This is a genomic window from Akkermansia massiliensis (genome assembly GCF_023516715.1).
Classification (GTDB): domain Bacteria; phylum Verrucomicrobiota; class Verrucomicrobiia; order Verrucomicrobiales; family Akkermansiaceae; genus Akkermansia; species Akkermansia massiliensis.
Genome location: NZ_JAMGSI010000002.1, coordinates 1226853 through 1250450 on the forward strand (window position 1 = coordinate 1226853; position 23598 = coordinate 1250450).

The 23598-nt window shown below is 59.7% G+C and carries 18 protein-coding genes; 16 read left to right on the forward strand and 2 right to left on the reverse strand.

What is annotated here, in order from left to right:
* Positions 1 to 102 precede the first annotated feature (102 nt).
* The 8 genes from M8N44_RS12835 to M8N44_RS12870 all read left to right on the forward strand — a co-directional run bounded on the left by M8N44_RS12835 (position 103) and on the right by M8N44_RS12870 (position 9278).
* Positions 103 to 966 (forward strand): L,D-transpeptidase family protein, encoded by an 864-nt coding sequence (locus tag M8N44_RS12835; RefSeq protein WP_180975187.1) that lies wholly within the window; start codon positions 103 to 105, stop codon positions 964 to 966.
* Positions 944 to 1585 (forward strand): sugar O-acetyltransferase, encoded by a 642-nt coding sequence (locus M8N44_RS12840; protein WP_102728459.1) that lies wholly within the window; start codon positions 944 to 946, stop codon positions 1583 to 1585. The genes M8N44_RS12835 and M8N44_RS12840 overlap by 23 nt, the downstream gene beginning before the upstream one ends.
* A 101-nt stretch (positions 1586 to 1686) precedes the next feature.
* A complete protein-coding gene (gene rpsO / locus M8N44_RS12845; RefSeq protein WP_022396563.1) occupies positions 1687 to 1941 on the forward strand; it encodes a 30S ribosomal protein S15 in 255 nt (84 codons plus the stop codon).
* A gap of 148 nt (positions 1942 to 2089) precedes the next feature.
* Complete coding sequence (locus M8N44_RS12850) at positions 2090 to 2707, forward strand: TetR/AcrR family transcriptional regulator (RefSeq protein ID WP_102728460.1); 618 nt, start codon at positions 2090 to 2092, stop codon at positions 2705 to 2707.
* On the forward strand, positions 2704 to 3714 hold the full coding sequence (locus tag M8N44_RS12855) for an HlyD family secretion protein (protein WP_180975188.1): 1011 nt from the start codon (positions 2704 to 2706) through the stop codon (positions 3712 to 3714). The genes M8N44_RS12850 and M8N44_RS12855 overlap by 4 nt, the downstream gene beginning before the upstream one ends.
* Before the next feature lie 24 nt (positions 3715 to 3738).
* Entirely contained in the window at positions 3739 to 5283 is a 1545-nt protein-coding gene (locus tag M8N44_RS12860) for an MFS transporter (protein ID WP_180975189.1), read from the forward strand.
* Entirely contained in the window at positions 5280 to 6680 is a 1401-nt protein-coding gene (locus M8N44_RS12865) for an efflux transporter outer membrane subunit (protein ID WP_102728463.1), read from the forward strand. The genes M8N44_RS12860 and M8N44_RS12865 overlap by 4 nt, the downstream gene beginning before the upstream one ends.
* A 453-nt stretch (positions 6681 to 7133) precedes the next feature.
* On the forward strand, positions 7134 to 9278 hold the full coding sequence (locus M8N44_RS12870) for a polyribonucleotide nucleotidyltransferase (RefSeq protein WP_022396568.1): 2145 nt from the start codon (positions 7134 to 7136) through the stop codon (positions 9276 to 9278).
* Positions 9279 to 9596: 318 nt separating this feature from the next.
* On the opposite strand, the gene M8N44_RS12875 is transcribed toward M8N44_RS12870, so the two are convergent.
* Positions 9597 to 10781 carry a zinc-binding metallopeptidase family protein gene (locus M8N44_RS12875; protein WP_180975190.1) on the reverse strand — a complete coding sequence of 395 codons (1185 nt, stop codon included), beginning with the start codon at positions 10779 to 10781 and terminating at the stop codon, positions 9597 to 9599.
* A 156-nt stretch (positions 10782 to 10937) separates the two neighbouring features.
* Here M8N44_RS12875 and M8N44_RS12880 point away from each other — a divergent pair, with 156 nt between their 5' ends.
* From M8N44_RS12880 to M8N44_RS12900, 5 genes are all read left to right on the forward strand, one after another.
* Entirely contained in the window at positions 10938 to 12272 is a 1335-nt protein-coding gene (locus tag M8N44_RS12880) for a hemolysin family protein (protein ID WP_022396570.1), read from the forward strand.
* Entirely contained in the window at positions 12269 to 13594 is a 1326-nt protein-coding gene (locus M8N44_RS12885) for a hemolysin family protein (RefSeq protein ID WP_102728465.1), read from the forward strand. Before M8N44_RS12880 ends, M8N44_RS12885 begins: the two co-directional genes overlap by 4 nt.
* Positions 13595 to 13689: 95 nt before the next feature.
* Positions 13690 to 15969, forward strand: coding sequence for a tetratricopeptide repeat protein (locus tag M8N44_RS12890; RefSeq protein ID WP_102728466.1), 2280 nt, complete (start codon positions 13690 to 13692; stop codon positions 15967 to 15969).
* Between the two features lie 25 nt (positions 15970 to 15994).
* On the forward strand, positions 15995 to 16729 hold the full coding sequence (locus M8N44_RS12895) for a thioredoxin-like domain-containing protein (RefSeq protein WP_180971037.1): 735 nt from the start codon (positions 15995 to 15997) through the stop codon (positions 16727 to 16729).
* A gap of 29 nt (positions 16730 to 16758) precedes the next feature.
* Complete coding sequence (locus M8N44_RS12900; protein WP_022396574.1) at positions 16759 to 17433, forward strand: TetR/AcrR family transcriptional regulator; 675 nt, start codon at positions 16759 to 16761, stop codon at positions 17431 to 17433.
* A 42-nt stretch (positions 17434 to 17475) separates the two neighbouring features.
* On the opposite strand, the gene thiE is transcribed toward M8N44_RS12900, so the two are convergent.
* Positions 17476 to 18120 carry a thiamine phosphate synthase gene (thiE, locus tag M8N44_RS12905; RefSeq protein WP_102728467.1) on the reverse strand — a complete coding sequence of 215 codons (645 nt, stop codon included), beginning with the start codon at positions 18118 to 18120 and terminating at the stop codon, positions 17476 to 17478.
* Positions 18121 to 18207: 87 nt separating this feature from the next.
* On the opposite strand from thiE, the gene M8N44_RS12910 reads away from it, so the two are divergent.
* The 3 genes from M8N44_RS12910 to M8N44_RS12920 are packed head-to-tail and all read left to right on the forward strand — an operon-like array spanning position 18208 to position 23367.
* Complete coding sequence (locus tag M8N44_RS12910; RefSeq protein WP_102728468.1) at positions 18208 to 19254, forward strand: quinone-dependent dihydroorotate dehydrogenase; 1047 nt, start codon at positions 18208 to 18210, stop codon at positions 19252 to 19254.
* 32 nt (positions 19255 to 19286) lie between these two features.
* Positions 19287 to 22811 carry a DNA polymerase III subunit alpha gene (dnaE, locus tag M8N44_RS12915; protein ID WP_102728469.1) on the forward strand — a complete coding sequence of 1175 codons (3525 nt, stop codon included), beginning with the start codon at positions 19287 to 19289 and terminating at the stop codon, positions 22809 to 22811.
* A 4-nt stretch (positions 22812 to 22815) separates the two neighbouring features.
* A complete protein-coding gene (locus M8N44_RS12920) occupies positions 22816 to 23367 on the forward strand; it encodes a GNAT family N-acetyltransferase (protein WP_102728470.1) in 552 nt (183 codons plus the stop codon).
* Positions 23368 to 23598 lie beyond the last annotated feature (231 nt).

Genomic DNA, 23598 nt, shown 5'->3' on the forward strand with positions numbered 1-23598 from the left:
GGCCGGGAAGAGATTTTTTTGATTGATGGTTGACAGTTTTGTCAAAAAGCGGTTCCTTTTTCCGGCTTTCCGTTGTCTAACGCAGTGATGCGACTCCCCGAGATGAAGTTACCCCTTTTCCATCTGCTGGTTCCCTGCCTGTGCGTTCCGTTCCTGTTTTCCTCCTGCGGCACCACGGGTGGGGGCTCTTCCCCTTCTTCCTCTTCCAATGTTCCGGTGGAGGAAATGACCGGGTATTTTGAGGAAAGCGGAACCATTCCGGGACACCTGCTCAAATGGGAGGACGATCCGTCCCTGCCCGGAAAGCTCCTGGTCGTGGTGGACAAGAAGAAGCAGATGATGTACGTGTACCGCGGGACGCACCGCATCGCGTATGCGCCCATCAGTTCCGGAAGGAGTTCCGGCATGACGCCCTCCGGCTATTTCCGCATCGCCTCCAAGGATGCGGACCACCATTCCTATTACGGCGCGTTCATCAATGCCGCCGGGGAGCTGCGGGACGGGGATATACGGAAGGATGCCGCACGGCCCGGAGAAAGGTTTGAACCGGCCAAGATGCCCTATTTCATGAGGGTGAACGGGGCTGTAGGCATTCATGAGGGGTACCTGCCCGGCCGCCCGTCCTCCCACGGGTGCATCCGCATCCCCCATCTGGTGGCGAAGAACCTGTTTGAAGTGGCTCCCGTGGGAACCCGCGTGATTGTCAGAGACGGGGATTGGAATATTCACGAGCTTCAGAAAAAGCCGTCCGGTATTTTCAGAACGGTGCATAAGCCGTCCGCCCAGCGGGCTGGCGCAAATTCAGCTTCCTCCGGGAAGAAGGAGCTTGTAAAGTCAGAGGCGTCCGTAGAGAAGGATGCCGCTGCCATGCCGCCTGTTGGAGAACAGGAAAACGCGCCGCTGCCTTCTTCCGGCGCGGACGCCGTGACCCCCTCTTCATCCCATGGACTCGAAGGACTGGAATAACATGCTGGCCGGGCGTTTGTACCATGCCCAGGATTCCGAATTGACAGCCAGGCGCCTTCGGGCGCGCAAGCTCGTCTTCCGTTACAACCAGTCCGCCCCGGAGGAGGAAGAACTGCGCCGGGAATTGGCGCGGGAGCTCTTCGGCGGCATGGGGGAAAACTGCTATCTGGAACCTCCGCTGCGGTGTGACTATGGAACGAATATCCGGCTGGGGGATCGCGTATATGCCAACTTCAACCTGGTGGTGCTGGACTGTGCCGCCGTCACGATCGGCAGTGATGTGCTGATAGGCCCCAATGTGGGGATTTACACCGCCACGCACCCCGTGGACCCGGGGCTGAGGCGGGACGGTCTGGAATTTGCGCTTCCCGTCACCATTGAGGACGGGGTGTGGATAGGCGGCCATACGGCCATTGGCCCGGGCGTGCGCATCGGGCGCAATTCCGTGATAGGCGCGGGAAGCGTGGTGACGAAGGACATTCCCGCCAACGTGGTGGCTGTGGGAAACCCCTGCCGCGTGATACGGCCCATTACGGAAAAGGACCGCGAGGCCTGGGGTGCGGTGGAAAATGGTGGGGAGGCCGCTACCGCAGGAACGGAGGCAAATTCTCCTGCATGATGAAATTTGAATTGCTTTTGGGGACGGATGGTGCATAGTTGGCGCCCTCACAGTGTCGATTAGCCGCTGCCACGAGCTAAATACATTCAAAGAAAACACTTATGAGTAACGAAATCAATTTGCAGGAATTCAAGATGCATGAAAAGGATTCCGGTAGCTCCAGCTACCAGATCGCCCACCTGACCCAGCGCATCGCCCACCTGACCGACCACCTGAGCACGAACAAGCACGATGTTTCTTCCCGCCGCGGGTTGTTGAAGATGGTGGCTCTGCGCCGCAAGCTTCTTGATTACGTCAAGCGTGAAGATCTGGCCCAGTATCAGAGCCTGATTCAGCGTCTTGGCCTTCGCCGCTAAACGGCGGAGCATATTCCCGTTTGATTCGGCCGTTGCGGTTTTCCGCAGCGGTCGTTTTTTTGCCGCGGGGGGAAGGGCGGTTCCCCGTATTTTTGTTCCGGAAGAGGCCTTGACCTTTAAAAAATGTCTGTTAGCCTGACAGACATCTATGGAACAAATGACACGGGTCCAGCAGAACACGCTGAGAAAAATCGTGGAGGCGGCCATTGAACTGATGAGTGAAAAAGGGTTCCACCGCGTCAGCGTTCAGGAAGTAGGGAAAAAGGCCGGTATTTGTGAAAAGACCGTCTTCCGCTACTTTGCCACCAAAAAGTCCCTGCTGGATGAAATCATCCGGTACCGGGAATATGCCAGCGAACTGAAAAAGGAATTCGAGAACAGGAAAACGTGGGACCTGGCGCATGACCTGAAACTGGCTGCGCGCCTGTACTTCCAGGCGACGAAGGCCAAAAGGAACGCCTTCCGGGCCTACTTGAGCGCGCTGGACTCCGTGGATACGAACGGAGATGATTTTTTGCGCGACCCGCGGGAGCTTCATTCCTTCCTGTGTGACTACATGGGCGCCATGCAGGAAAAAGGAAAGGTCAGGGAGGGGGATGTGGGGCTCATGGTGCGCGCCTTTGTCAATACCCTGCACGGCTACATGCTGATGTACTGCCTGAATGACGACAGCAAGGCATGGCAGGACAAGGTGGCCTCCATGAAGCTGACCATTGGCCTGTTCATTCAGGGATTTTCCCGGCAATGCACATCCTGCGGCGCATGAGCAAGCATTTGAAGGCTATATCACTGGGCAGCATGGCCCTGGCGGCCGTGGGAGCCATCGGCTGGGGAGTCTGGCATTTCCGGGAGAGCCGCACCATGAAAACGGACGACTGCCGCGTGGAGGCGAGCATCGTTTCCGTGGGATCAAAGCTGGCGGAGCGCGTCACCAGCGTGGATGTGGAGGAAGGGGAAACCGTCCGCCGCGGGCAGACGCTTGCCCATCTGGACAGCCGCACCATGCAGGCGCGCCTGATGGCCGCGCGTTCCCGCGTCAAGCTGATGCAGGCCAGGCATGACGAGATGCTGGCCGGCTTCCGCCCTCAGGAAATCGAGTCCCAGCGGGCCAGGACGGCCCAGGCCTCCGCCAGCCTGGAACATGCGCGGCGTGATTACGAGCGCGTTGAAAAGCTGGTGAGGGAGCAGGCAGGCATCAGCTCCGCGGACCGGGACGCCGTACGGGCCACCTACCTGGCGGCGCAGGCGCTGGAGAAGGCGGAGCAGGAGAATCTGGCCCTCAAGCTGGAAGGTTACCGCGAGGAGGAAAAAAGATCCGCCCAGGCCCAGCTGGAAGCCGCACGGGCGGAACTGGAGGAGTTGGAAGTGCTGTGCGGGGAATGCGTGGTTAAATCCCCCGTGGACGGCGTGGTGGCCCGCAAGCTGGTGAACGGCGGGGAGATGGTCAGTTCCGGCCAGAAGCTATTTTCTATTGTGGACGGCGGGGACGTCTGGCTCAACGTCCGCGTGGAGGAAACCAAGATAGGGCGCATCCGGCAGGGTCAGGACGTGCAGTTCACGCTGGACGGTTATGACGGCAGGGTTTTTCACGGCACGGTTTATGAAATAGGGGCGGCCACCTATGCGACATTCTCCCTGATTTCCACGGAGAACGTCAGCGGTTACTTCACCAAGGTCATGCAGCGCTTTCCCGTCAAGGTGAGCCTGCCGAAGCCGGAGGATGGCGTAGTATTCCGCCCGGGAATGCAGGGAAAGGTTTCCATTGATTTTTAAGGAAAAAGTATGAGCGGTCCGGTTATGCAAACAATGTTTCCGGCGTGGAAACGGCGCCTGCTGACGGGGATGGCCTGCGCGTGCACGATGCTGACGTTTCTGAATATGGGCTGCATCACGGCGGCCACACCGGATTTGTCAGGCACATTTGTGGTTGGCACCCTGGATGTTTCCTGGTCGGGTGCGGCGTGTCCGCTGGGAACTGCCCTTTCCTTTACCGTGGCGGCGTATCTGTGGGCGCGCATCGGGCTGAGAAGGTCCCTGCGCACGGCCCTGCTGATCATGCTGGCCGGAACCTTGCTGGGACTGGCGGCGGACCATTTCTTCCTCATGATTGCGGCCCGCTTCCTTCAGGGGGCCGGAGGCGGCCTGGCGCTGGTGTACGGAACGGGGCTGGTGAATGCCGCCCTGCCGCCGGAGCGCCGCGGCGTGGCGATGGGCGTGAAACTTTGTTCCATTGGCCTGGCTTCCTGCGCCAGCCCGGTAGTGGGGTGCCTGCTGGTGCAGTACTGGCACTGGCGGGGGCTGTTCGTCATCGTGGGTGCGGCCGCGGCCGTCCTGGCCGTGCTGACGACGCTGTACGTTCCCAACCAGAAGATTCCCAAGGGAGGGAAATTCGATTGGTTTTCCTTCCTGGCGGTGGGGATGGGATGCGTGTGCATGCTGATGGTGCTTATTTACGGGGAGACGGACGGCTGGACGGCGCCCGGCGTGCTGGCCTGGATGTACGGCGGATTTTGTTCCTTTGCCTTGGCCTTCATTTCCTGCATGACCCACCGCACCCCCCTGCTGGATGTCCGCGTGCTGGGCAACTGGCGGTTCCTGTGCGGCCTGCTGGCGTCCCTGTGCAACATCTTCTGCATTTGCTGGGTGCGGGTGGGGACGGTGCAGTTCATGCGCAATGTCATGAACTATGAACCGGTGGGCATTGCCTATGTGTTCATGGTTCTGGTGGCCGGATTTTGCGGCGGCGCGGCGCTGGTGCTCCCCCTGATGCAGAAGGGCAGGCTGGCCCTGCGGGTGGGCATGATGGCGGGGCTGCTGGCGCTGGGCGCCTCCGCCTTCTTCCTGTCCCGGCTGGACGCGGGCTGCTCCTGGCTGGACGTGGCGTGGCCCCTGGGGCTGTTCGGAATCGGTTATGCTTTCTGTTTGAATACGGCTACGCCGCTTGCCCTGAGAGGGGTGGAGGGGCGTTCCGCCGCCGCTTCCTCCCGGACGCTGAACACCGTGCGCTACATCTTTATTTCCCTGTACGTCAGCAGTGTGAGCACGGTATTGGCCCATATGAAAACGGGGTTCCGCTTCAGCATGGCGGAACAGGTAAGGGACGATTCCCCGGGAACGGCGCATACGCTTGACATGTGGCAGAGGCACTTTGCGGAAACCGGCGGCACGGCGCGGGAAATCCATGCATCCGTGGATGCGGTGCTGCAAAAGGCCGTGGCGCTCCAGAGCCAGGTGTTCTCCGTGGATACCTTTTATCTTTGCACCGTGATCGTGGGGGCGGCAGGTGTGCTGTTTGCCCTGTTCTGCCTGAAATCCGGCCAGGAAAGGAAGGCCGCTTCATGAAACGTCTGATGCTTCTTCTCATGGCCGCACTGCTGGCTTCCTGCGGCAGTCCCGCCGTATTTGAAAGGCCCGTCATGGAAATGCCGGAGGGAACGGCCCGGACTTCTCCCGTGGGGACCGGGTGGTGGCGCATCTTCAATGACCGTGCGCTGGACCGCCTGGAAGAAAAGGCCGTGGCTCATAACCGCGATCTTGTCCGCGCGGCCGCCTTGGTGGACCAGGCCTCCGCCCTGGCGGCGCAGGCGGGATCCGCCATGCTGCCCCGGGCGGAACTGGAAGCTGGAGCCAGCAGCGAGGAACTGTCCGAAGGTGAACGCTATATGAACAACCTGCCGGACCGGGCGAGGGATTTGTGGTCCATGTCCGGCGTGCTCTCCTATGAAGTGGACCTGTGGGGGAAGTTGCGGGCGCGCACGGAGGTCGCCCGGGCGGAACTGCTGGCTTCCGCCGCCGCTCGGGATGCGGTTTATCTGCGGCTGACGGCGGAAGTGGCCTCCGCCTACATCAATGTGCGCACGTGGGAGGAAAAATGCCTTATCATCCGCCGCGTCCATGCCTCTTATGAACAGACCTGCGCCATGTATGAAAAAAGGTTTGTGCAGGGGCAGTACCCGGAGCTTGCCCTGCGCCGCGTCCAGGCGGAGCGCTCCAAAACGCTGGCCCAGCTCAGGCTGTCGGAAAACGAACTGTCCCGTGCTGAAAGCGTGCTGTCCGTGCTGGTGGGGGACAGTCCCAGGCAGGTGATGAAGGGCGGAAGGCCCGGCGGGGGTAATGCCGCCCTGCTGGCTTCTCCTCCGGTCATTCCGGCGCGGCTCCCTGGTGACATGATCGAACGCCGTCCGGATATCTGGGAGCTGGAATCCCGGCTGAAAGCCGCCTTTTACGGAAGGGAGGCGGCGCGGAAGGACAGGTTCCCGTCCCTGGTGCTGACGGGGCAGCTGGGGCAGGTCAGCACCCAGTTGAACGAACTGCTGAACCAGTCTTCCAGAAATTATGAATTGGGAGCGGGCATTCTCCAGACCCTGTTTGACGGGGGGAGGAAGCGAGCCGTCGTGCGCGCCGTGGACGCCAAATGCGCCGCCGTCCAGGCCGCGTATGAGCAGGCTGTCCTGAACGCTTTCCGGGAAATCAGGGATGCCCTGGTGGAACGCCGCAAAAGCGCGGAGGTTTACGAGGCCACGCTTGATGAAGTGAACTGCCTGCGCCGCAGCTGGGACATTGCGTCCAGGCAGTATGAGGCCGGGTATGTGGGGCTGATGGATGCCCTGGATACGCACAGGAGCCTGCTGAGCGGGGAGCTGGACATGGCGGATGCCGCGCAGATGCGGCTGAATGCCGTCGTCAAATTCTGCAAGGCTCTCGGCGGCGGATGGCAGCGGCGCCCCGGTTCCTCATGAGGAACGGTTCTTGCCGCCGGGGATGCCCCCATCTGCTCCGGAGGAAGTTTTCCGGCAGGGAAGGGAGGGGATGTCCATTCCCGGCAGGTGGCGGGGAAAAGCACGGAACAGCGGGGCTATCAAACTATTTGCTTGCATTCTCCTTGACAGGGCTTATGCTGGCATCCGACGTTCGGGGACTCGTTTCCCGGTGCGTTTCTGTCGGGCATGCCTTGAGAAATTTTCGGATTTTCACAGGCTGTCAAGCCGGTAAGACTGGGCCGGAGCGTTTGATCCATCTGGGATGTGCGCCCTGCCGCGCGGACAGTGTTCCCCTTTATTTTTGGGAAAAGGCTGCTGCGGATAACACTCTTCCTGAGGCACTGCCCGTACCTGACGCCATTCAGGCTTCCCGCCCGGAGCCGGTCTGAATGGGCTGATGAGGCTGCGGGTGACTGAAAGACAAGAAATATAATGAGCATACATTCAGTTGAATGCAACGTTGGTACGAATCCCATCACGATTGAAACCGGAAAAATGGCCCGTCTGGCAGACGGCGCGGTTGTCGTCCGCAGCGGCGATACCGTCGTTCTCGTGACCGTGGTGAGCGCCACCAAAGTCAAGGAAGGCCAGACCTTCTTCCCCCTGTCCGTGGAATACAAGGAAAAGGCCGCTGCCGCGGGCATGTTCCCCGGCGGTTACTTCAAGCGTGAAGGCCGCCCCACGGAAAAGGAAATCCTGACGTGCCGCATGACGGACCGCCCCCTGCGCCCGATGTTCCCCAAGGGCTACTTCTATGATACGCAGGTGATCACCCTTCTGCTTTCCGCCGACGGTGAAAATGAACCGGACATTCTGAGCATCAACGGCGCTTCCGCCGCCTGCGTCGTTTCCGACCTCCCCTTTGCCGAACCCGTGGGCGCCGTCCGCGTGGGCCGCGTTGACGGCCAGTTCATCATCAACCCGACCAATTCCCAGCGTGAAAACAGCCAGCTTGACCTGGTGTTTGCCGGGACGAAGGACCAGGTGATCATGATTGAAGGTTCCGCCAACGAACTGCCGGAAGAAGACTTCATCGCCGCCCTGCGCCTGGCTCAGGAAAACGTGAAGGTTCTTTGCGAAAAGCAGGAAGAGCTCCGCGCCGTCTGCGGCAAGGAAAAGCGTTCCTACGAACTCTGCCTTGCCAAGCCGGAACTGCTGGAAATCGGCTATGAAATCGCCGGTGACCGCATTGAAGACGCCATCTATGCCGCCTCCAAGGTGGAACGCCAGAAGAAGGTGGGAGCCCTGCGCGACGAAGTGGAAGCCGCCATCAAGGAACGCCATCCGGAAGCTACCGATTTTGACGTGGAACAGGTCTTTGAATACATTCAGAAGAAGGCCTTCCGCATCTCCATCATGGACAAGGACAAGCGCGCCGACGGCCGCGCCCTCAAGGAACTGCGCCCCCTGACCGCGGAAATCAACGTGCTGCCCTCCGTGGTGCACGGCTCCGCGATGTTTGCCCGCGGTGAAACCATGTCCCTCTGCCTGGCGACGCTCGCTCCGATGGAAGAACGCCAGTACATGGACAACTACACGGGCAGCGTGAATGAAAAGCGCTTCATCCTGCACTACAACTTCCCGCCCTTCTCCGTGGGCGATACCGGTCGTTTCGGCGGTCAGAACCGTCGTGAAATCGGCCATGGCGCCCTGGCGGAACGTTCCATCGCTCCGGTTGTCCCGAGTGAACAGGAATTCCCGTACGCCATCCGCATTTCTTCTGAAATCATGGAATCCAACGGTTCCACCTCCATGGCTTCCGTCTGCGCGGGCACGATGTCCCTGCTGGCGGCCGGCGTGCCCCTCAAGCGCCCCGTGGCGGGCATTTCCGTGGGCCTGGTGACGGAACAGAATGACCAGCATGAAATCACCACGTACAAGACCCTTCTGGACATCATCGGTTCCGAAGACTTCTACGGTGACATGGACTTCAAGCTTTGCGGCACGTCTGAAGGCGTGACGGGCTACCAGCTGGACCTCAAGCTGCCCGGCATCCCCCTCTCCATTCTGGAAGAAGCCATCCACGTGGCGAAGGCCGGACGCACGGACGTGCTGAAAGTCATGAATGACGCCATTGCGGCTCCGGCCCAGATGAGCCCGAATGCTCCCCGCATTGAGACCACCAAGATTCCCGCCGACCGCATTGGCGAGCTGATTGGCCCCGGCGGCAAGAACATCAAGGCCATCCAGGCTGAATCCGGCGCCGACATCAACATTGAGGAAGACGGCACCGTGCACATCTACGCCTCCAAGCAGGAAGGCCTGGACCGTGCGCTGGAACTGGTCACCCGCATGTTCAAGACCATTGAAATCGGTGAACTGTACACCGGCAAGATTGTTTCCACGACCACCTTCGGCGCGTTCATGGAAGTGCTTCCCGGCAAGGACGGCCTGATTCACATCTCCGAGCTGGCCGAAGGCCGCACCGCCAAGACGGAAGACGTCGTTAGCGTGGGAGACGTGGTGACTGCCAAGTGCATCGGCATCGACGACAAGGGCCGTGTGAAGATGTCCGTGCGCGCCGCTCTGCGCGACGCCAAGGCAGCCGAAGCGGAAGCCGCCGGCATCACGGAATAACGGTTTTTCCATTGAGCCTTTAAACTTCCAGCCCCGTTTCCGGTTTGTTCCGGGAGCGGGGCTGTTTGATTGTTTAAGGGGGGGGTTGACTGTAAGAAGGGAAGGGCTGTTCGCGTGATCTTCCGGATGTTTTTTTGCTGTTTCAGGGAGGAGCCGGGAAAAATCAGGCAGCCAAGGAGAACAGGCTGCGGAAGAAACCGGAAGGCGGTTTTGTTTTTGCAGCGGTATGTTTCTGGACCGCGGGCTGGATTCGCGCCTGCGTTATTGCCGTTCCTTCCGTAAGAAGATTTTTTTGCCGTACGGCATTCCTGCGGGACGTCAGGGATGTTCCTTTTTCTGCACGGACGCCGTTTTCACTTCAGCAGAAGGAGGCGTGCACAGAAAGCGGCCCAGCAGATCCAGCGTGGCTTTCACTTCCTTCAGGTCCGCCAGCTCCCGGGGAGAATGCATGTAGCGGATGGGGGGGCCCAGAAAAGCGGCGTGGCCGCCGTAAAGCTTGACGGGGACGAAATTGGCCATGCCGGGCGGGAAAGCGGCGTCCTTCTGGAACGGAATCCCGTGTTCTTCCGCCAGTTGGAGCAGTTGGGCAGTGATAGGCTGGTAAAAAATTTTGTCATGAGTAAAAATGACGGGGCCTTCCCCCATGGCCTGGCGGCTCAATCGCTCGTTTTCTTCACGGGGCGGCAGGTCGTCCAGCTGGACGGTATCCAGCGTGCAGTCAATAACAATAGCTAGTTTGGGACGGTTCCTGCCGCAATACGCCGTGGCTCCTGCCAGCCCTGTTTCTTCCTGGGAGGAGGAAAGGAGCGTGACGTGGTATTTCAGGTCTTTTTTGTGCCGGGACAGGAAGGAGGCCAGCTCCATCAGCATGAAGGAATTGAGGCGGCAGTCCAGGCCGTGGGCCATCAGGCGCGTGCCGTGCAGCAATTCCGGCTTGGTGGAGGGAACGCCGCGCCGGCCGACGCTCAAGCCCATTTCCCGTGCTTCCTCCGCGCTGGATGCCCCTGCGTCAAACAGGATGTATTCCCCTCCTGCCGGAAGGGGCTCGCGGTTCAGCCACCAGCCGGGAACCGCCCCGGCAAAGGCGGTGACGGGGCCGTGTTCCCCGTCAAAACGGTAAGGGCAGGAAAGCATGGACTGGAAGTCCGGAAAGCCGACGGGCCTTACTTTCAGAAAGCCGGACGGAGTGATGCCTGCAATGACAACGCCCACTTCGTCGGCATGGGCGTCTATCAGCAATTCCGGTGCGTCCGGGTCCGGGCTGCGGAACGTAGCCCAGGCATTTTGATGCGCGTCCGTGCCGGAACTGTCCGCCAGGGGCGCCACGTGCTTGAGCCAGAATTGCTGGAGGGGGGCTTCCGCTCCGGAAGTGGAGGGGATGTCCAGCAGGGAAGCCAGACGTTCCATGGACTGGCCGCTGAAAGGCGGCTGCGTTTCCGGCATGGAGGCCACGCAAAGGTTGAAAAGAAGCAGTGGAAGCAGCAAAAAGCGGATAGAAGGCATTCCCCAGCCTATCATGGAAGAAGGGCGGGAAGCAATGCTGGAGGAATGAAGTGCGCGGTCCGCATGGCAGATTTTTTTGTTTCCCGTTCTTGACAGGATTTTTTTGGTTCCTATGATGCGGATGCCCGTTGCGTTTTACGGACACCCCCGCCATACATGATTCTTTTTATCATCTTCGTTATTCTTTTCCTGATTCTGGTCAACGCCTTTTACGTTGCCGCAGAATTCGCAGCGGTGAGCGTGCGCCGCAACATGATCCGGGAGATGGCGGAAGGCGGCAGCAAGGTGGCTGCCCATTTGCTGAGGATTTTGGAAAACACGAAGGAACTGGACCGCTACATTGCGGCCTGCCAGTTCGGCATTACCATTTCCAGCCTGATTCTGGGTGCGTACGGCCAGGTGGAACTGTCCGCCTACCTGCTCCCCCTGTTTGAACGGTTTGGCGGCATGGATTCCGTGATGGCCAATTCCGTAGCCGCCATTGTAGTGCTGGTCGTCCTGACGGTCCTGCAGGTGATTCTGGGGGAACTGATGCCCAAGTCCCTGGCGCTGCAGTTTCCCAAGCAGGCGGCCCTGTACACGTATTACCCCATGCGCTGGACGCTGACCTTCTTCGCATGGTTCATTGACTTCCTGAACGGAAGCGGTCTTCTGCTGCTTAAACTGTTCCGTCTGCCCCCCGGAGGCCACCAGCACATCCACTCCCAGCAGGAGATCAACATGCTGCTGGATGAAAGCCACCAGGGCGGCATGCTGGAGGAGGATGAACACGAACGGCTGCACAGCGCGCTTTCCCTGGCGGAACGTACGGTGGAGCAGATCATGATTCCCCGTTTCCAGCTCGTCTGCCTGGATGTGGACGCTACCCAGGAGGATATTCTGAACATGATTGCGGACAGGCCCCATACCCATATTCCGGTGTATGAAGGAAACCGGGAGGCCGTCATCGGCATGCTGCACATCAAGGACATGGTGGCCGCGTATGCGGAAAAGGGTGTTCTGCCCCCCCTGCGCTCCATGCTGCGGCAGGTGCCGTGCGTGATGGAGATGCAGACGGTGGAGATGCTGATGTCTCGTCTGCGGGAGGACAAGGCCAAGGAAGCCTTTGTGCTGGATGAGTACGGCAAGTTCGTGGGGCTGGTGACGCTGGAACGGCTGCTGGGTGAAATGGTGGGGGATATTGATGAGGAATTCATCCGCTCCGGGGAAAAGGTGGAATACCTGCCGGACGGTTCCGTGCGTATTCCCGGCATGATGCGCGCCCATAAGGCGGAATGCCTGGTGCCCTTCCTGATGAACGGCGCCACCACAGTGGGCGGCTGCGTGATCAAGCACATGTCCTGCATTCCGAAGGAGGGGGACCGCCTGATTATTGCGGGGCGCGTGCTGGTGGTGGAAAAGATGGACCACAACCGCGTTTCCTCCATCCTTCTGTTGCCTCCGGAGAAAAAGGAGGATGAACCTGCCATGGAAAGCGGGGTGGAATCATGATGACGATTTTTATTATTCTGCTGCTGATTGTACTGAACGGCCTGTTTGTGGCCGCGGAATTTGCGCTGCTTGGCGCGCCCCGCGCGGCTCTTGAGCAAATGGGGGCGTCCGGCAACATGGTGGCGCGCCGTGTTTCCCAGATATTGAAAACGCCCCGTTTGCAGGACCGCTACATTGCCACGGCCCAGCTCGGCATCACATTCGCCAGCCTGGGGCTGGGCATGTACGGGGAGCATGCCGTGGCCAGATGGCTCCACGAATGGCTGGCCCAGTACGGCTGGGCCTCCTGGCTGGTGGCGCATGGCGCAGCCAGCGTTCTGTCCGTAGCGGTGCTGACGTACCTGCACATCGTGCTCGGGGAAATGGTGCCCAAGGCTCTTTCCCTCCAGTACGCCACGAAGCTCTGCCTCATCATTACGATGCCCATGTACGTGATTCAGCTCTGCCTGTATCCGCTGGTGGTGGGCATGAACACCCTGGGCAACTTCTTCCTGAGGCTGCTGGGCGTGGACAGGAATGAATCCAAATCCCATTACCATTCTGCGGAAGAACTTCAGTACATCATTGAGGAAAGCCATGAAAACGGCGCCCTGCCGCAGGAATCCGGCCGCATCATGGACGGCCTGTTTGACCTGGAAGACCTGTATGTTCACCAGGTCATGACTCCGCGCGTCAGGATAGACGCCATTCCGGAAAGAGCTGGGCATGAGCAGATAAGGGAAATCGTGCGCCGCACCCGCCGTACCCGCTACCCTGTCTACCGCGGGGACCTGGACCACGTGGTGGGCATGGTGCATGCCCGTGACCTGTTCCGCATCATGCTGCGCGGGAAGGCCCTGACGTCCGAATACATCCACGCCATTCCCAAGGTGCCCAAGACGGTGAAGTTTGACAACGTGGTGGAGATCATGAGGAAGGACAATGTGCGCCTTGCCATCATTCTGGACGAGCATGGGGGAACCTCCGGCCTGCTGACCCTGACGGACGTGTTTTCCGAGGTGATGGGCTGGGACCGCGGCCGCATCAGAGTATTGACAGACCTGCCGCGGGACGCAGTGGGCTTCTCCTGCGACGTGTCCGGACTCGCCCGTATTGAGGAGCTGGGGGAAGCCATGGACATGGACTTGCAGAGTGAGGAAATCGATACTGTGGGCGGCCTGATTCTCAATCTGCTGGAAGCTCCGGCGGAGGAAGGGGACACTGTGGGCTACCGCGGCCTGGAATTCAAGGTGACCCGGACGGAGAACGGCGGTGTGGAACGCTGCACCGTAACCCGGATTACTCCACTGATGCGGGAGGAAGCTTTGGAAGAAGAGGAATAATCCGCGGGACTCAGGCGGGAATGCGCCGGAACCGCGTTGCTTTGTGCAAAAGTTCCTTGGTGGAGCGCGTATGATATGGCAGAATATTTTCCGTCATGTCCCAACCTGAGTCCGCCGATGCTTCCATGAAACGCCCCTCCATGAAAAAGTGGGTTGTTCTCCTTGTTGTTCTTGGGGCGCTGATCGGGGTAGGCACGATGATGAAGGCATGGATGGACCGGCGTTCCGGCGCGGAGGCCCAGCCGGCCGTTTTCTCAGGCGGCAGCGAGCACTGGGACCAGAATGAAGTTCCCATCTCCATGCAGTGCGGGGCTTGCCATGAAAAGGAATTCCGGCAGTGGGCCGGATCGGATCACGCCTGGGCGTTCCGCAAGCTGGGGGACCAGTGGGAATCTGAGGCGTTCCATAACATGAAGCTGAACGCCCACGGCAGCATTCTTCAATTCTCCACAAATGCAGAGGGGCGCATGGTGCATGACGGCCAGTCCTCAACCTCCTGGCGCGCGGACTGGGCCACGGGGAGAATCCCCCTGGTGCAGTACCTGGTTCCCGCCAAGGACGGCGGTTATCATACCCTGAGCGCCGCGTGGGACGTGAACCGCAAGGAATGGTTTGATATCTTTGGCAAGGATGCCCGGCAACCAGGGGACTGGGGGCACTGGACGGGCCGCGGCATGAACTGGAACACGCAGTGCGCGTGGTGCCACATGTCCCTGTTCCATAAAAATTATGATCCGGTCAAGGACCGCTATGCCTCCACCTGGACAGAACCCGGCGTGACCTGCATCCAGTGCCACGGCCCCTTGCTGGATAAGCCGGAGGCGGGAACGGGATGCATGATTTCCACCAAAAACAAGCTGACGCCGGAGCAAATTCACGACAACTGCGCGTCCTGCCATGCCCGGCGGGATGAATTCGATCACGATTTTGCCGTTGGCGACCGTTTTGACAACCATTTCCAGCTCGTGCTTCCCGTACAGCCCGGCGTTTTCTGGCCCAACGGCATGCAGAGGGATGAGGATTATTGCGAAACCGGGCTGCGCCTGAGCCGCATGGGCAAGGCGGGCGTCACCTGCCTGGACTGCCATGACCCGCATACGGGAACGCTGAAGCTTCCGCAGGAGGATAACACGCTCTGCCTGCGGTGCCACGGCACCGGGGAGGCGGTAAACGGCGTAAAAGCCCCCGTCATTGACATGGCCAGGCATACGCCGTGTCCGCAGTCCAGCATGGGCGCCCGCTGTGTGGAATGCCACATGCCGGAAAGCCTGTACATGGCCCGCGATCCGCGCAGGGACCATTCCTTCAATTCTCCCGATCCCCTCCTGAGCGTGGAGCTGGGCATTCCGAATGCCTGTACCATGTGCCACCGGGAAAAGAGTAATGAATGGGCCGCGCAAGCGGTGGAAAAATATTACGGGGCCAAGCCCAAGATGGCGCAGTACAGGGACCGCACCCGGGCCGTGCAGCGTGCCTATGAAGGGCGGGAGGATGTGCTGCCCCTCCTGATGGAATGCTTCAAGCGGGAGGAAGTGGGCGCATGGCGCGCGACGCTGCTGGATCTGATGGATGCCTGGGCGCATGAACCTGCCGTTCAGGAGCTGGCTGCAGCGGCGGTCAAGGATCCGGACTCCCTGACGCGCGCCGCCGCCGCCAAGGTGATGGGCCGTGCGGGCAATCCCGCCGCGGGCAAACTGCTCAATGATCCCTTCAAGGTAGTGCGCCTGCAGGCGGAGTGGGCCCTCCGGGATTCCCTGCCGCCGGACAGCCCCGGCATGAAGGAGCTGACCGCCGCCGCCCTGCACCAGGCGGACCAGCCGTCCGGGGCGATGAAGCTGGCCCAGATAGCCATCAGCCGCAAGGATGCGAAGGCGGCAGAACAGTGGTTTGCCAAGGCTTTGAAATGGGATGCCACCTCTTCCGTGGTGCACCGGGATTATGCCGTTTTCCTGGCCTCCCAGGGCCGCAGCGGGGAGGCGGTGGACCAGATGAGGGAGGCCGTGCGGCTGGCTCCGAAGGATGCCAATCTGTGGTATCTGCTGGGCCTGGGCCAGATTGAAAACAACGATGAGCCGGGCGCGCTGGAATCCTTTAATGAAGCTCTGAAAATAGAACCCTCCTTCATCCGTGCCCTGTTCAACCGCGCCCTGCTGAATGAAAAGGTGGGACGGCTGGAACAGGCTCTTCAGGACCTGGAAAACTGTTCCTCCCTGGACAAGGAGAATGCGGATATTCCGTTCACGCTGGCGGTGATGCTTTACCGCAACGGACGGTACCGTGACGCCGCCGCCGCCGCCGCGGAAGCCCTGCGCCGCGATCCTGGGCACGCGCAGGCAAGGCAGATTTTGGAATCAGCTTCTCGACATGGAAGGTAAGAAGTAGTATATCAGCGTTATGCGCATGAAATTTTCCCCCTGGCGTATTCTGCTGGTGTCCGCATTCGTAGCGGGTTCCTCCTTCTGTTTTGCGGACGCTCCCGGAGCGTCGGAGGATCCGTCCCTCCGCATTTGGACGAATAAAAGCACGGGCAGTACGGTGGAGGCACGTCCTATTGCCTTGAACATGAAGACCGTCAAGCTGGTAACTACGGCCAAAAAGCCCATCACCATGCCGTTGGAAAAGCTTTCCGAGGAAGACCGCGCGTGGCTGGAGGAACACAAGGAAGTGATAGGCAAGCCTGTTGCGGAATGGTCCTCCGTGCCGTCCGGCCCCGTGGCGGAGGAAATGAAGGGGAAAACCTACATGCTGGAAAACGGCAAGCTTGAAAAGAAGGACGGGAAGCTGAATCCCGGGCATTTCATCCTGTATTTCAGCGCAAGCTGGTGCGGCCCGTGCTGCCGGAATGCGCCCCACAGCGTGGAGGCCTACAACAAGGCGGTGAAGGACAACCCGGATGTGGAAGTGATCATGTGCAATCTGGACCAGAACCTGGAAGCCGCCCAGAAATGGGCCGCCGCCAACAACATGCCCTGGCCCATCCTGCTGAGGCAGGATTTGACGGAGCTTGCCAAGAAGGTGGCTCCGCGCGGCATCCCTACGATGATTCTGGTGGATAAGGACGGCAAGCCCATCCAGTCTTCCCAGGACATGGAACAGTTGGTGAAAGCCGCTGGTTCAAGCCGTTCCTCCCGCTAAGCGGCAGCACCGTTTGATCTTTTGAAACGATGGCTTCCATCCGCAAATCCCAGTCGGACCGCTCTGCGGAAACCAGCGGTAAAATTCTCCGTGCCGCGCAGAAACTTTTTGCCCTCAGGGGATTTGACGGAGTGACCATGAGGGCGATTGCCTCTGAAGCAGGGGTGAATCTGGCCTCCATTGTTTACTACTTTGAAAACAAGGAAGGACTGTACCTGGCCGTTTTCAGGCAATATGCGGAACCCCTGATGGAGGAGCGCATGAAAATGCTGAAAGAAGCGGACCTTCATCCGTCCCTCAGGGCGTATGCCCGTGCCTTCATTGAGCCCGCTTTCCGTTTGCTGCTGGATAAAAATCTGGGCGGTCCGGATCACGCGCGCCTGCTGTGGCGGCTGCCCCAGGAACCGGAATACCTGGGAAGGAAGATTTACGATGAATTCTATGCTCCGCTCATCCGGGAGATGACGTTGAGGGTTCGCCGATTCTGCCCATGGGACGATGAGCTTTCCATATCCTGGCACATACATATCATGAGTTCCATTTTCCATGCCACGCTGGGGAAATACGTCACACGGCTGGAACTTCATGACAAGGAGCCGTGGATGAAGGATCAGGACCGCATCCTGCAAATGATTGTAGATACGGCGGTCCTGCTGATTTCCCGTCCGGCTCTTTCTCCGGAGGTAGAGGAAAGACAGGGGTAACCGCGGAAGTGGAATGCAATACCCGGGAAGGCGCGTCTTTCCTCACGCTTCTCCCAGTCTTTTTCTAAGCGCCGCGACCGTTTCCGTTATATCCGGGTGTGTAAGCAGCCAGGAAACGATGACGACCCTGCTTGCTCCCGCCTCCAGAACGGAGGGCAGCGTGTTTCCATTAATGCCTCCGATGCAGAAGACGGGAAACTCTTCCGGCAATTGCCGCCGCACGCCTGCAATGTCTTCCAGGCCGATCGCCGGCCTTCCCGGCTTGGTGCCCGTGGGAAACAAGGGGCCGAATCCGATGTAGTCCGCCCGCTCCCGGAACGCGCCCAGAGCCTGTTCCGGGCTGTGCGTGGAACGCCCGATGATGGCGTTCGCCCCCAGCATGGCCCGCACGGGAGCCAGTTCCCCGTCGTCCTGGCCCAGATGGACGCCGTCCGCCCCTGTGCCCAGGGCAATTTCAGGATAGTCGTTGATGATGAAAAGACAGCCGTATTCGCGGCACAGCGGGGCAAGCCGGCTACCCATGCGCGCGATATGTTCCGGATCATGGTTTTTCGCCCTGAGCTGGAGGATGCCCAGACCGCCCGCCAGCAATTTTTCCGTAACGGAGATTAATTGATGTTCAGCGGTATATCCCATATCCGCGATGCCGTATAGCCGGCAGGATGAGAGGCGTTCCTTCCTGTTCATGGCAGGGAATTGTACCGGATAAAATCATCCCGGCAAGACGCTTCCCATTCTTGACCCTAAAGGAGGGTGTGATACACTCCCCGCATCGTGTCACCCGCCTTATATTCCGCCGCTAAAAGTGTACTGTTCCAGATGAATCCGGAAACCGCCCACAAAGTGACCTTGTGGGGGCTGCGCCTGGCAGAAAAGATGCGCGTACTGCCCCTTCTGATGGGGGAGGTTCCTTCCGACCCCGTGGAAATCCTGGGGATGAAATTCCCCAACCGTGTGGGTCTCGCCGCCGGAATGGACAAGGAGGCGGATACGGTGAACGCCTTCGGCCAGGCCGGGTTCGGCTTTGTGGAAGTAGGCACGCTGACGCCGCGGCCGCAGCCGGGCAATGACAAACCCCGCCTGTTCCGCCTGATTCCCCAGCAGGCCATTATCAACCGGATGGGATTCAACAATGAAGGCATTGCCGCCGGAGTGGAGAACATCCGCTCCGCCACCCGTTTTCATGGCGTCCTGGGAGTTAACATCGGAAAAAACAAGGTGACGCCCAATGAAGATGCGGCCCAGGACTACCTGACCTGCCTGCGTGCGGCATGGCCCGTGGCGGATTACATTGCCATCAACTTCTCTTCTCCCAACACGCCCGGACTGCGCGACCTTCAGGCGGCCGAACCCGCCGCGCGCCTGCTGGCATCCCTGAAATCGGAGCAGTCCAACCTGGCTGTGGAAACCGGACGCAATGTGCCCATTTTCATGAAGGTGGCGCCGGATGTGACGGATGAGCAAATTGCGGAACTCAGCCGCGTTTTCCTGGATGAAGGCCTGGACGGCCTCATTGCCACGAACACCACGCTTTCCCGGGCCGGGGTGGAAGCCAGCCCGCGCCGTGAAGAAGCCGGCGGCCTGTCCGGCGCGCCGTTGACGGCGCGGTCTACGGAAGTCATTGGAGCGTTCGCCTCCGAATTGAAGGGGCGCATCCCGATCATTGGCGTAGGCGGCATCATGAGCGGCGCGGACGCCGTCGCGAAAATCAAGGTCGGGGCCAGCCTGGTGCAACTCTACACAGGGTTCATTTACCGCGGGCCGGACCTCATCCGGGAATGCGTGGAAGCCATGAAGGCTGAATGCCCCGTTAACTCCTGATTCTCCTTATTCACTGCCTACAGGTTTCATTCATGCCCGGTTCCTTCGTACATCTTCACAATCACACGGAATACTCTCTGCTGGACGGCGCAGTCCATATCAAGGACCTCATTGCCGAATGTTCCCGCATGGGAATGCCGGCCGTAGCCATCACGGACCACGGCAACCTCTTCGGAGCCATTGAGCTGGTCATGGAGGCGAACAGCCTTAACAAATCCGTGGCCGCCTGGAACAAGGAACATCCGGAAGGACCGCAGAAGCAGGAGGTGAAGCCCATCTTCGGCTGCGAGGTGTACCTTTCCCCCACGCCCATCGGCGTGAAAAAACAGCTTCCCGGGCGCCGCAAATATACGCACCTGCTTTTGCTGGCGGAAAATGAAACCGGCTGGCAGAACCTGGTCAAGCTGGTATCCCGGTCCCATCTGGAAGGTTTTTATTACAAGCCCCGCGTGGACATGGAAACCCTGCGGGAATTCCATGAAGGCCTTATTTGCTGTACGGCGTGTCTTGCCGGGCCGCTGAACGAATGGCTGCTCAATGACCAGCCTGAAAAGGCGGAGGAAGCCCTCCTGGCGCTGAAGGATATCTTCGGGGACGACAACATTTTTGTGGAGCTTCAGGACCATGGCATGGAGGAGCAGAAAAAATGCCTGCCGGAGCTGGTGCGCATCGCCCGCAAGACCAATACCCCCATTCTAGCTACCAATGACGTGCACTTCCTCCGGAAGGAGGACCACGACATGCACGACGTGCTGATCTGCATCGGCACCAACGAAAAGCTGGCTTCTCCCAAGCGCATGCGCTACTCCACGGAAGTCTACCTGAAATCCCCCGAGGAAATGAGGGAGGTGTTCAGGGACTATCCGGACGCCGTGGAAAACACGCTGAAAATCGCGGAACGGTGCAACGTCACCATCAAGCTGGACTCCGCCAGTACGGAAAAATACCCGGAATTCGGCACTCCGGACGGCTCCACGCGTGAGGATTACCTGCGCAAGGTATGCTATGAAGGACTGGAGGAGCGGTACGGCAAAGAACGCGTGGCTAAGGACAAGGAACTCCGCGACCGCCTGGATTATGAGCTGGGGATTATCAACCAGTTGAAATTCCCCTCCTACTTCCTGATTACGGCGGATTTCATCAACTGGGCGAAGGACCATGACATTCCCGTGGGGCCCGGCCGCGGTTCCGCCGCCGGTTCTCTGGTGGCGTATGCCATGAAGATCACGAACATCGACCCCCTGCGGTTCGGGCTGATCTTTGAACGTTTCCTGAACCCGGAGCGCGTCAGCCCTCCGGATATCGACATTGACTTCTGCCAGACGCGCCGTCCGGAGGTGATTGACTATGTGCGGCAGAAATACGGGGAGCGCGCCGTGTCTCACATCATCACGTACGGCACCATGGGCGCCAAGTCCGTGCTCAGGGACGTGGCCCGCGTGATGGACATGTCCTACGCGGATGGAGACCGCATTTCCAAGCTGATTGAACCCGGTCCCAAGGTAACCCTCCAGTCCAGCTACAAGAGCAGTGAGGAACTGCGGGAGCTGATCGCCTCCGATGAAGGATACGCGGAGCTCTGGGGTTATGCGACGCGCTTGGAAGGGCTGATCCGCAACGTGGGCGTGCACGCGGCGGGCGTCGTGATTGGTGACCGTCCGCTGGACGAGCATGTGGCGCTCACCCGTGACGACCTGTCTGATCCTCATGCAGCCGTCGTCGCCCAGTGCGACATGAGCGCGATTTATGAAGTGGGTCTCTTGAAAATGGACTTCCTGGGTCTGAAAACCCTGACCGTCATGCATGATGCGGAGGAATACGCCCGCTGGCGCGTGCCGGACTTCAAGCTGGATTCCGTGCCCTTGGATGACCGGGAAACGCTGGACCTGCTGAACAGGGGGGACACGATGGGCGTGTTCCAGCTGGAATCCGGCGGCATGGTGGATACCTGCCGGCGCTACGGCATCCAGAAGATTGAAGACATCATTGACTTGCTGGCCCTTTACCGTCCGGGAGCCATGCAGTTCATGGATGAAATGATCGAGGTCAAGAAGGGGCTGCGCCAGGTGGTGTATGAACACCCGCTGCTGGAACAGGTCAGCGGAGAGACCTACGGCGTGATGATTTACCAGGAACAGGTTCAGGCGGCGGCCAAGCTGCTGGCGGGCTACACGCTCGGCGGGGCCGACCTGCTGAGGCGCGCCATGGGCAAGAAGGACCCTGCAAAAATGGCCAAGGAAAAGGCCCACTTCGTGGAAGGGTGCTGGAAAACCAACCAGATTGATGAAAAGACGGCTACGGCCATCTTTGACAAGATTGAGAAATTCGCCGGGTACGGCTTTAACAAATCCCACTCCGCCTGTTACGGCCACATTTCCTACTGGACGGCCTACCTCAAGGCACACTTCCCGGTGGAATTCCTCTGCGGCCTGATGTCCAATGAAGCGAACAACGACAAGATCGGCGTGTTCATTCAGGAAGCCAACCGCATGGGCATTGAAATCCTGCCCCCCAACGTGAACAAATCCATGCTCAAATTCACTCCGGAGGAAACGCCTTCCGGCAAGCTGGCCGTGCGCTACGGACTGGCGGCCATCAAGAATGTGGGGGAAGGAGCCATGCAGATTCTTTTGGAGGAAAGGGAAAGAAACGGGGAATTCACCAGCATGGAGGACATCTGCAACAGGCTGGATTCCAAATCCGTCAACAAGAAGATTCTGGAATCCCTGATTCGCGCGGGAGCGCTGGACTGGACGCTGGAACCGCGCTGCGCCCTGTTTGAGCGGGTGGACCTGGCCCTCAGCGGCGCATCCCAGGTGCACAAGGACAAGGCCCTGGGGCAGGGCGCCCTGTTTGACATGACTTTTGAAGCTCCCAGGGTGAAGGATGAGCCTGCTGTTCTGGAATGGTCCAAGGAGCAGCGCATGGGGGATGAAAAGGACCTGTTGGGCGCCTACTTCTGCGGCCATCCGCTGGACTCCATGCGCGGCGTCATTGATGCGGAAAAATACACCCGCATCGGTCTCATTGACGCGCTGGAGTCGCACGAACTCAAGCAGAAGCACCAGATCGCCGGCATGGTGCGCTCCATCATCCCCAAGATCAGCAAGGCAGGCAGGAAATTCGCCATCCTCACACTGGAAGACTTTACCGGCAGCATTGAAGTGCTGCTGTGGTCGGATGTCTATGAAAAGGCCCTGGAAATGGAAGGCGGCCTGGAACCGGGCGTCTTCGTCTCCGTGCGCGCCAACATCCGGGAGGATGACCGCACTTCCGCCAAGAGCGTGGCCGCGCAGAGCGTGGACCCGCTGGGAGGCAGGAGGCGCAAGTCCAAGGCCGGGGACCAGGGCCCTCTGAATATCATTGTCAGCCCCCTGCGCCACACGAGGAAAAATCTGGAGCAGATACGGGACATCCTGAAAAGGTACCCCGGTCGTTCCAAGGTCAATCTCACGATCAAGGACAGCCTGGGCCATAGTCAAATACTGGAGCTGGACGAACGGTTCCGCGTGAACCGCTGTCCGGAGCTGGAAACGGAACTTTCCATGTACAACTAGCGCCATGCCGGGAGGAAAACTGCTCTTGCCGGAATCGGAACGGCTGGCATTCCGGGCGTGGGGGGAAAGGGACTGGCCCTTTTTTGCGGCCATGAACGCCAATCCCCGGGTGATGCGTTTCTTCCCCGCCGTCATGACGGAGGAGGAATCCCGCGCCATGTGGAACCGCCTGCGGGCGGAACTGGATGAAAAGGGTTACGGGGTGTACGCCGTAGAGCTGAAATCTTCCGGCTCCCTCATCGGCCTCCTTGGTTTTCATTGGGCGGATTTTAAAGCGGACTTCACGCCCTGTGTGGAAATAGGCTGGCGGCTTGTGCCGGAAGCCTGGGGGCATGGCTACGCCACGGAAGGGGCCAGGGCTTGTTTGGAGCACGGTTTTGCCAGGTTGGGCCTTGACCGGGTGTATTCCTTCACCGTCTGTGTGAATCTTCCTTCCCAGGCCGTGATGCAGCGTGCCGGAATGAGGAAGACGGCGGAATTCAACCATCCCAAAGTAGCTCCGGATTCCGTCCTGTATCCGCATGTGCTGTATGTAAGGGAAGCTTCCCACGCATGATTCCATGACGGGGTTTCCGGTGTAGCCGGCCGGTCCATTTTTTTAATTGTTCTGCCTCCTGGAAAGCAACGGACGCGTGCATTTCCGGTGAAATGGCCAGTGCGTTCTTTACGCTTGTTGCTGCCGGTTTCCGGAAAAAATCGAACGGGCTGCAATCCCGGAGGAATGCAGCCCGTTGACTGGGCAGGGGGCGCAGGGCAGCGGAACGTGCCCGCTGCCGTCATGCGCGAC

Coding starts and splice junctions, on each gene's coding strand:
- M8N44_RS12835 (WP_180975187.1), top strand. CDS start 103: ATGAAGTTACCCCTTTTCCATCTGCTGGTTCCCTGCCTGTGCGTTCCG.
- M8N44_RS12840 (WP_102728459.1), top strand. CDS start 944: ATGGACTCGAAGGACTGGAATAACATGCTGGCCGGGCGTTTGTACCAT.
- rpsO (WP_022396563.1), top strand. CDS start 1,687: ATGAGTAACGAAATCAATTTGCAGGAATTCAAGATGCATGAAAAGGAT.
- M8N44_RS12850 (WP_102728460.1), top strand. CDS start 2,090: ATGGAACAAATGACACGGGTCCAGCAGAACACGCTGAGAAAAATCGTG.
- M8N44_RS12855 (WP_180975188.1), top strand. CDS start 2,704: ATGAGCAAGCATTTGAAGGCTATATCACTGGGCAGCATGGCCCTGGCG.
- M8N44_RS12860 (WP_180975189.1), top strand. CDS start 3,739: ATGCAAACAATGTTTCCGGCGTGGAAACGGCGCCTGCTGACGGGGATG.
- M8N44_RS12865 (WP_102728463.1), top strand. CDS start 5,280: ATGAAACGTCTGATGCTTCTTCTCATGGCCGCACTGCTGGCTTCCTGC.
- M8N44_RS12870 (WP_022396568.1), top strand. CDS start 7,134: ATGAGCATACATTCAGTTGAATGCAACGTTGGTACGAATCCCATCACG.
- M8N44_RS12875 (WP_180975190.1), bottom strand. CDS start 10,781: ATGCCTTCTATCCGCTTTTTGCTGCTTCCACTGCTTCTTTTCAACCTT.
- M8N44_RS12880 (WP_022396570.1), top strand. CDS start 10,938: ATGATTCTTTTTATCATCTTCGTTATTCTTTTCCTGATTCTGGTCAAC.
- M8N44_RS12885 (WP_102728465.1), top strand. CDS start 12,269: ATGATGACGATTTTTATTATTCTGCTGCTGATTGTACTGAACGGCCTG.
- M8N44_RS12890 (WP_102728466.1), top strand. CDS start 13,690: ATGTCCCAACCTGAGTCCGCCGATGCTTCCATGAAACGCCCCTCCATG.
- M8N44_RS12895 (WP_180971037.1), top strand. CDS start 15,995: ATGAAATTTTCCCCCTGGCGTATTCTGCTGGTGTCCGCATTCGTAGCG.
- M8N44_RS12900 (WP_022396574.1), top strand. CDS start 16,759: ATGGCTTCCATCCGCAAATCCCAGTCGGACCGCTCTGCGGAAACCAGC.
- thiE (WP_102728467.1), bottom strand. CDS start 18,120: ATGAACAGGAAGGAACGCCTCTCATCCTGCCGGCTATACGGCATCGCG.
- dnaE (WP_102728469.1), top strand. CDS start 19,287: ATGCCCGGTTCCTTCGTACATCTTCACAATCACACGGAATACTCTCTG.
- M8N44_RS12920 (WP_102728470.1), top strand. CDS start 22,816: ATGCCGGGAGGAAAACTGCTCTTGCCGGAATCGGAACGGCTGGCATTC.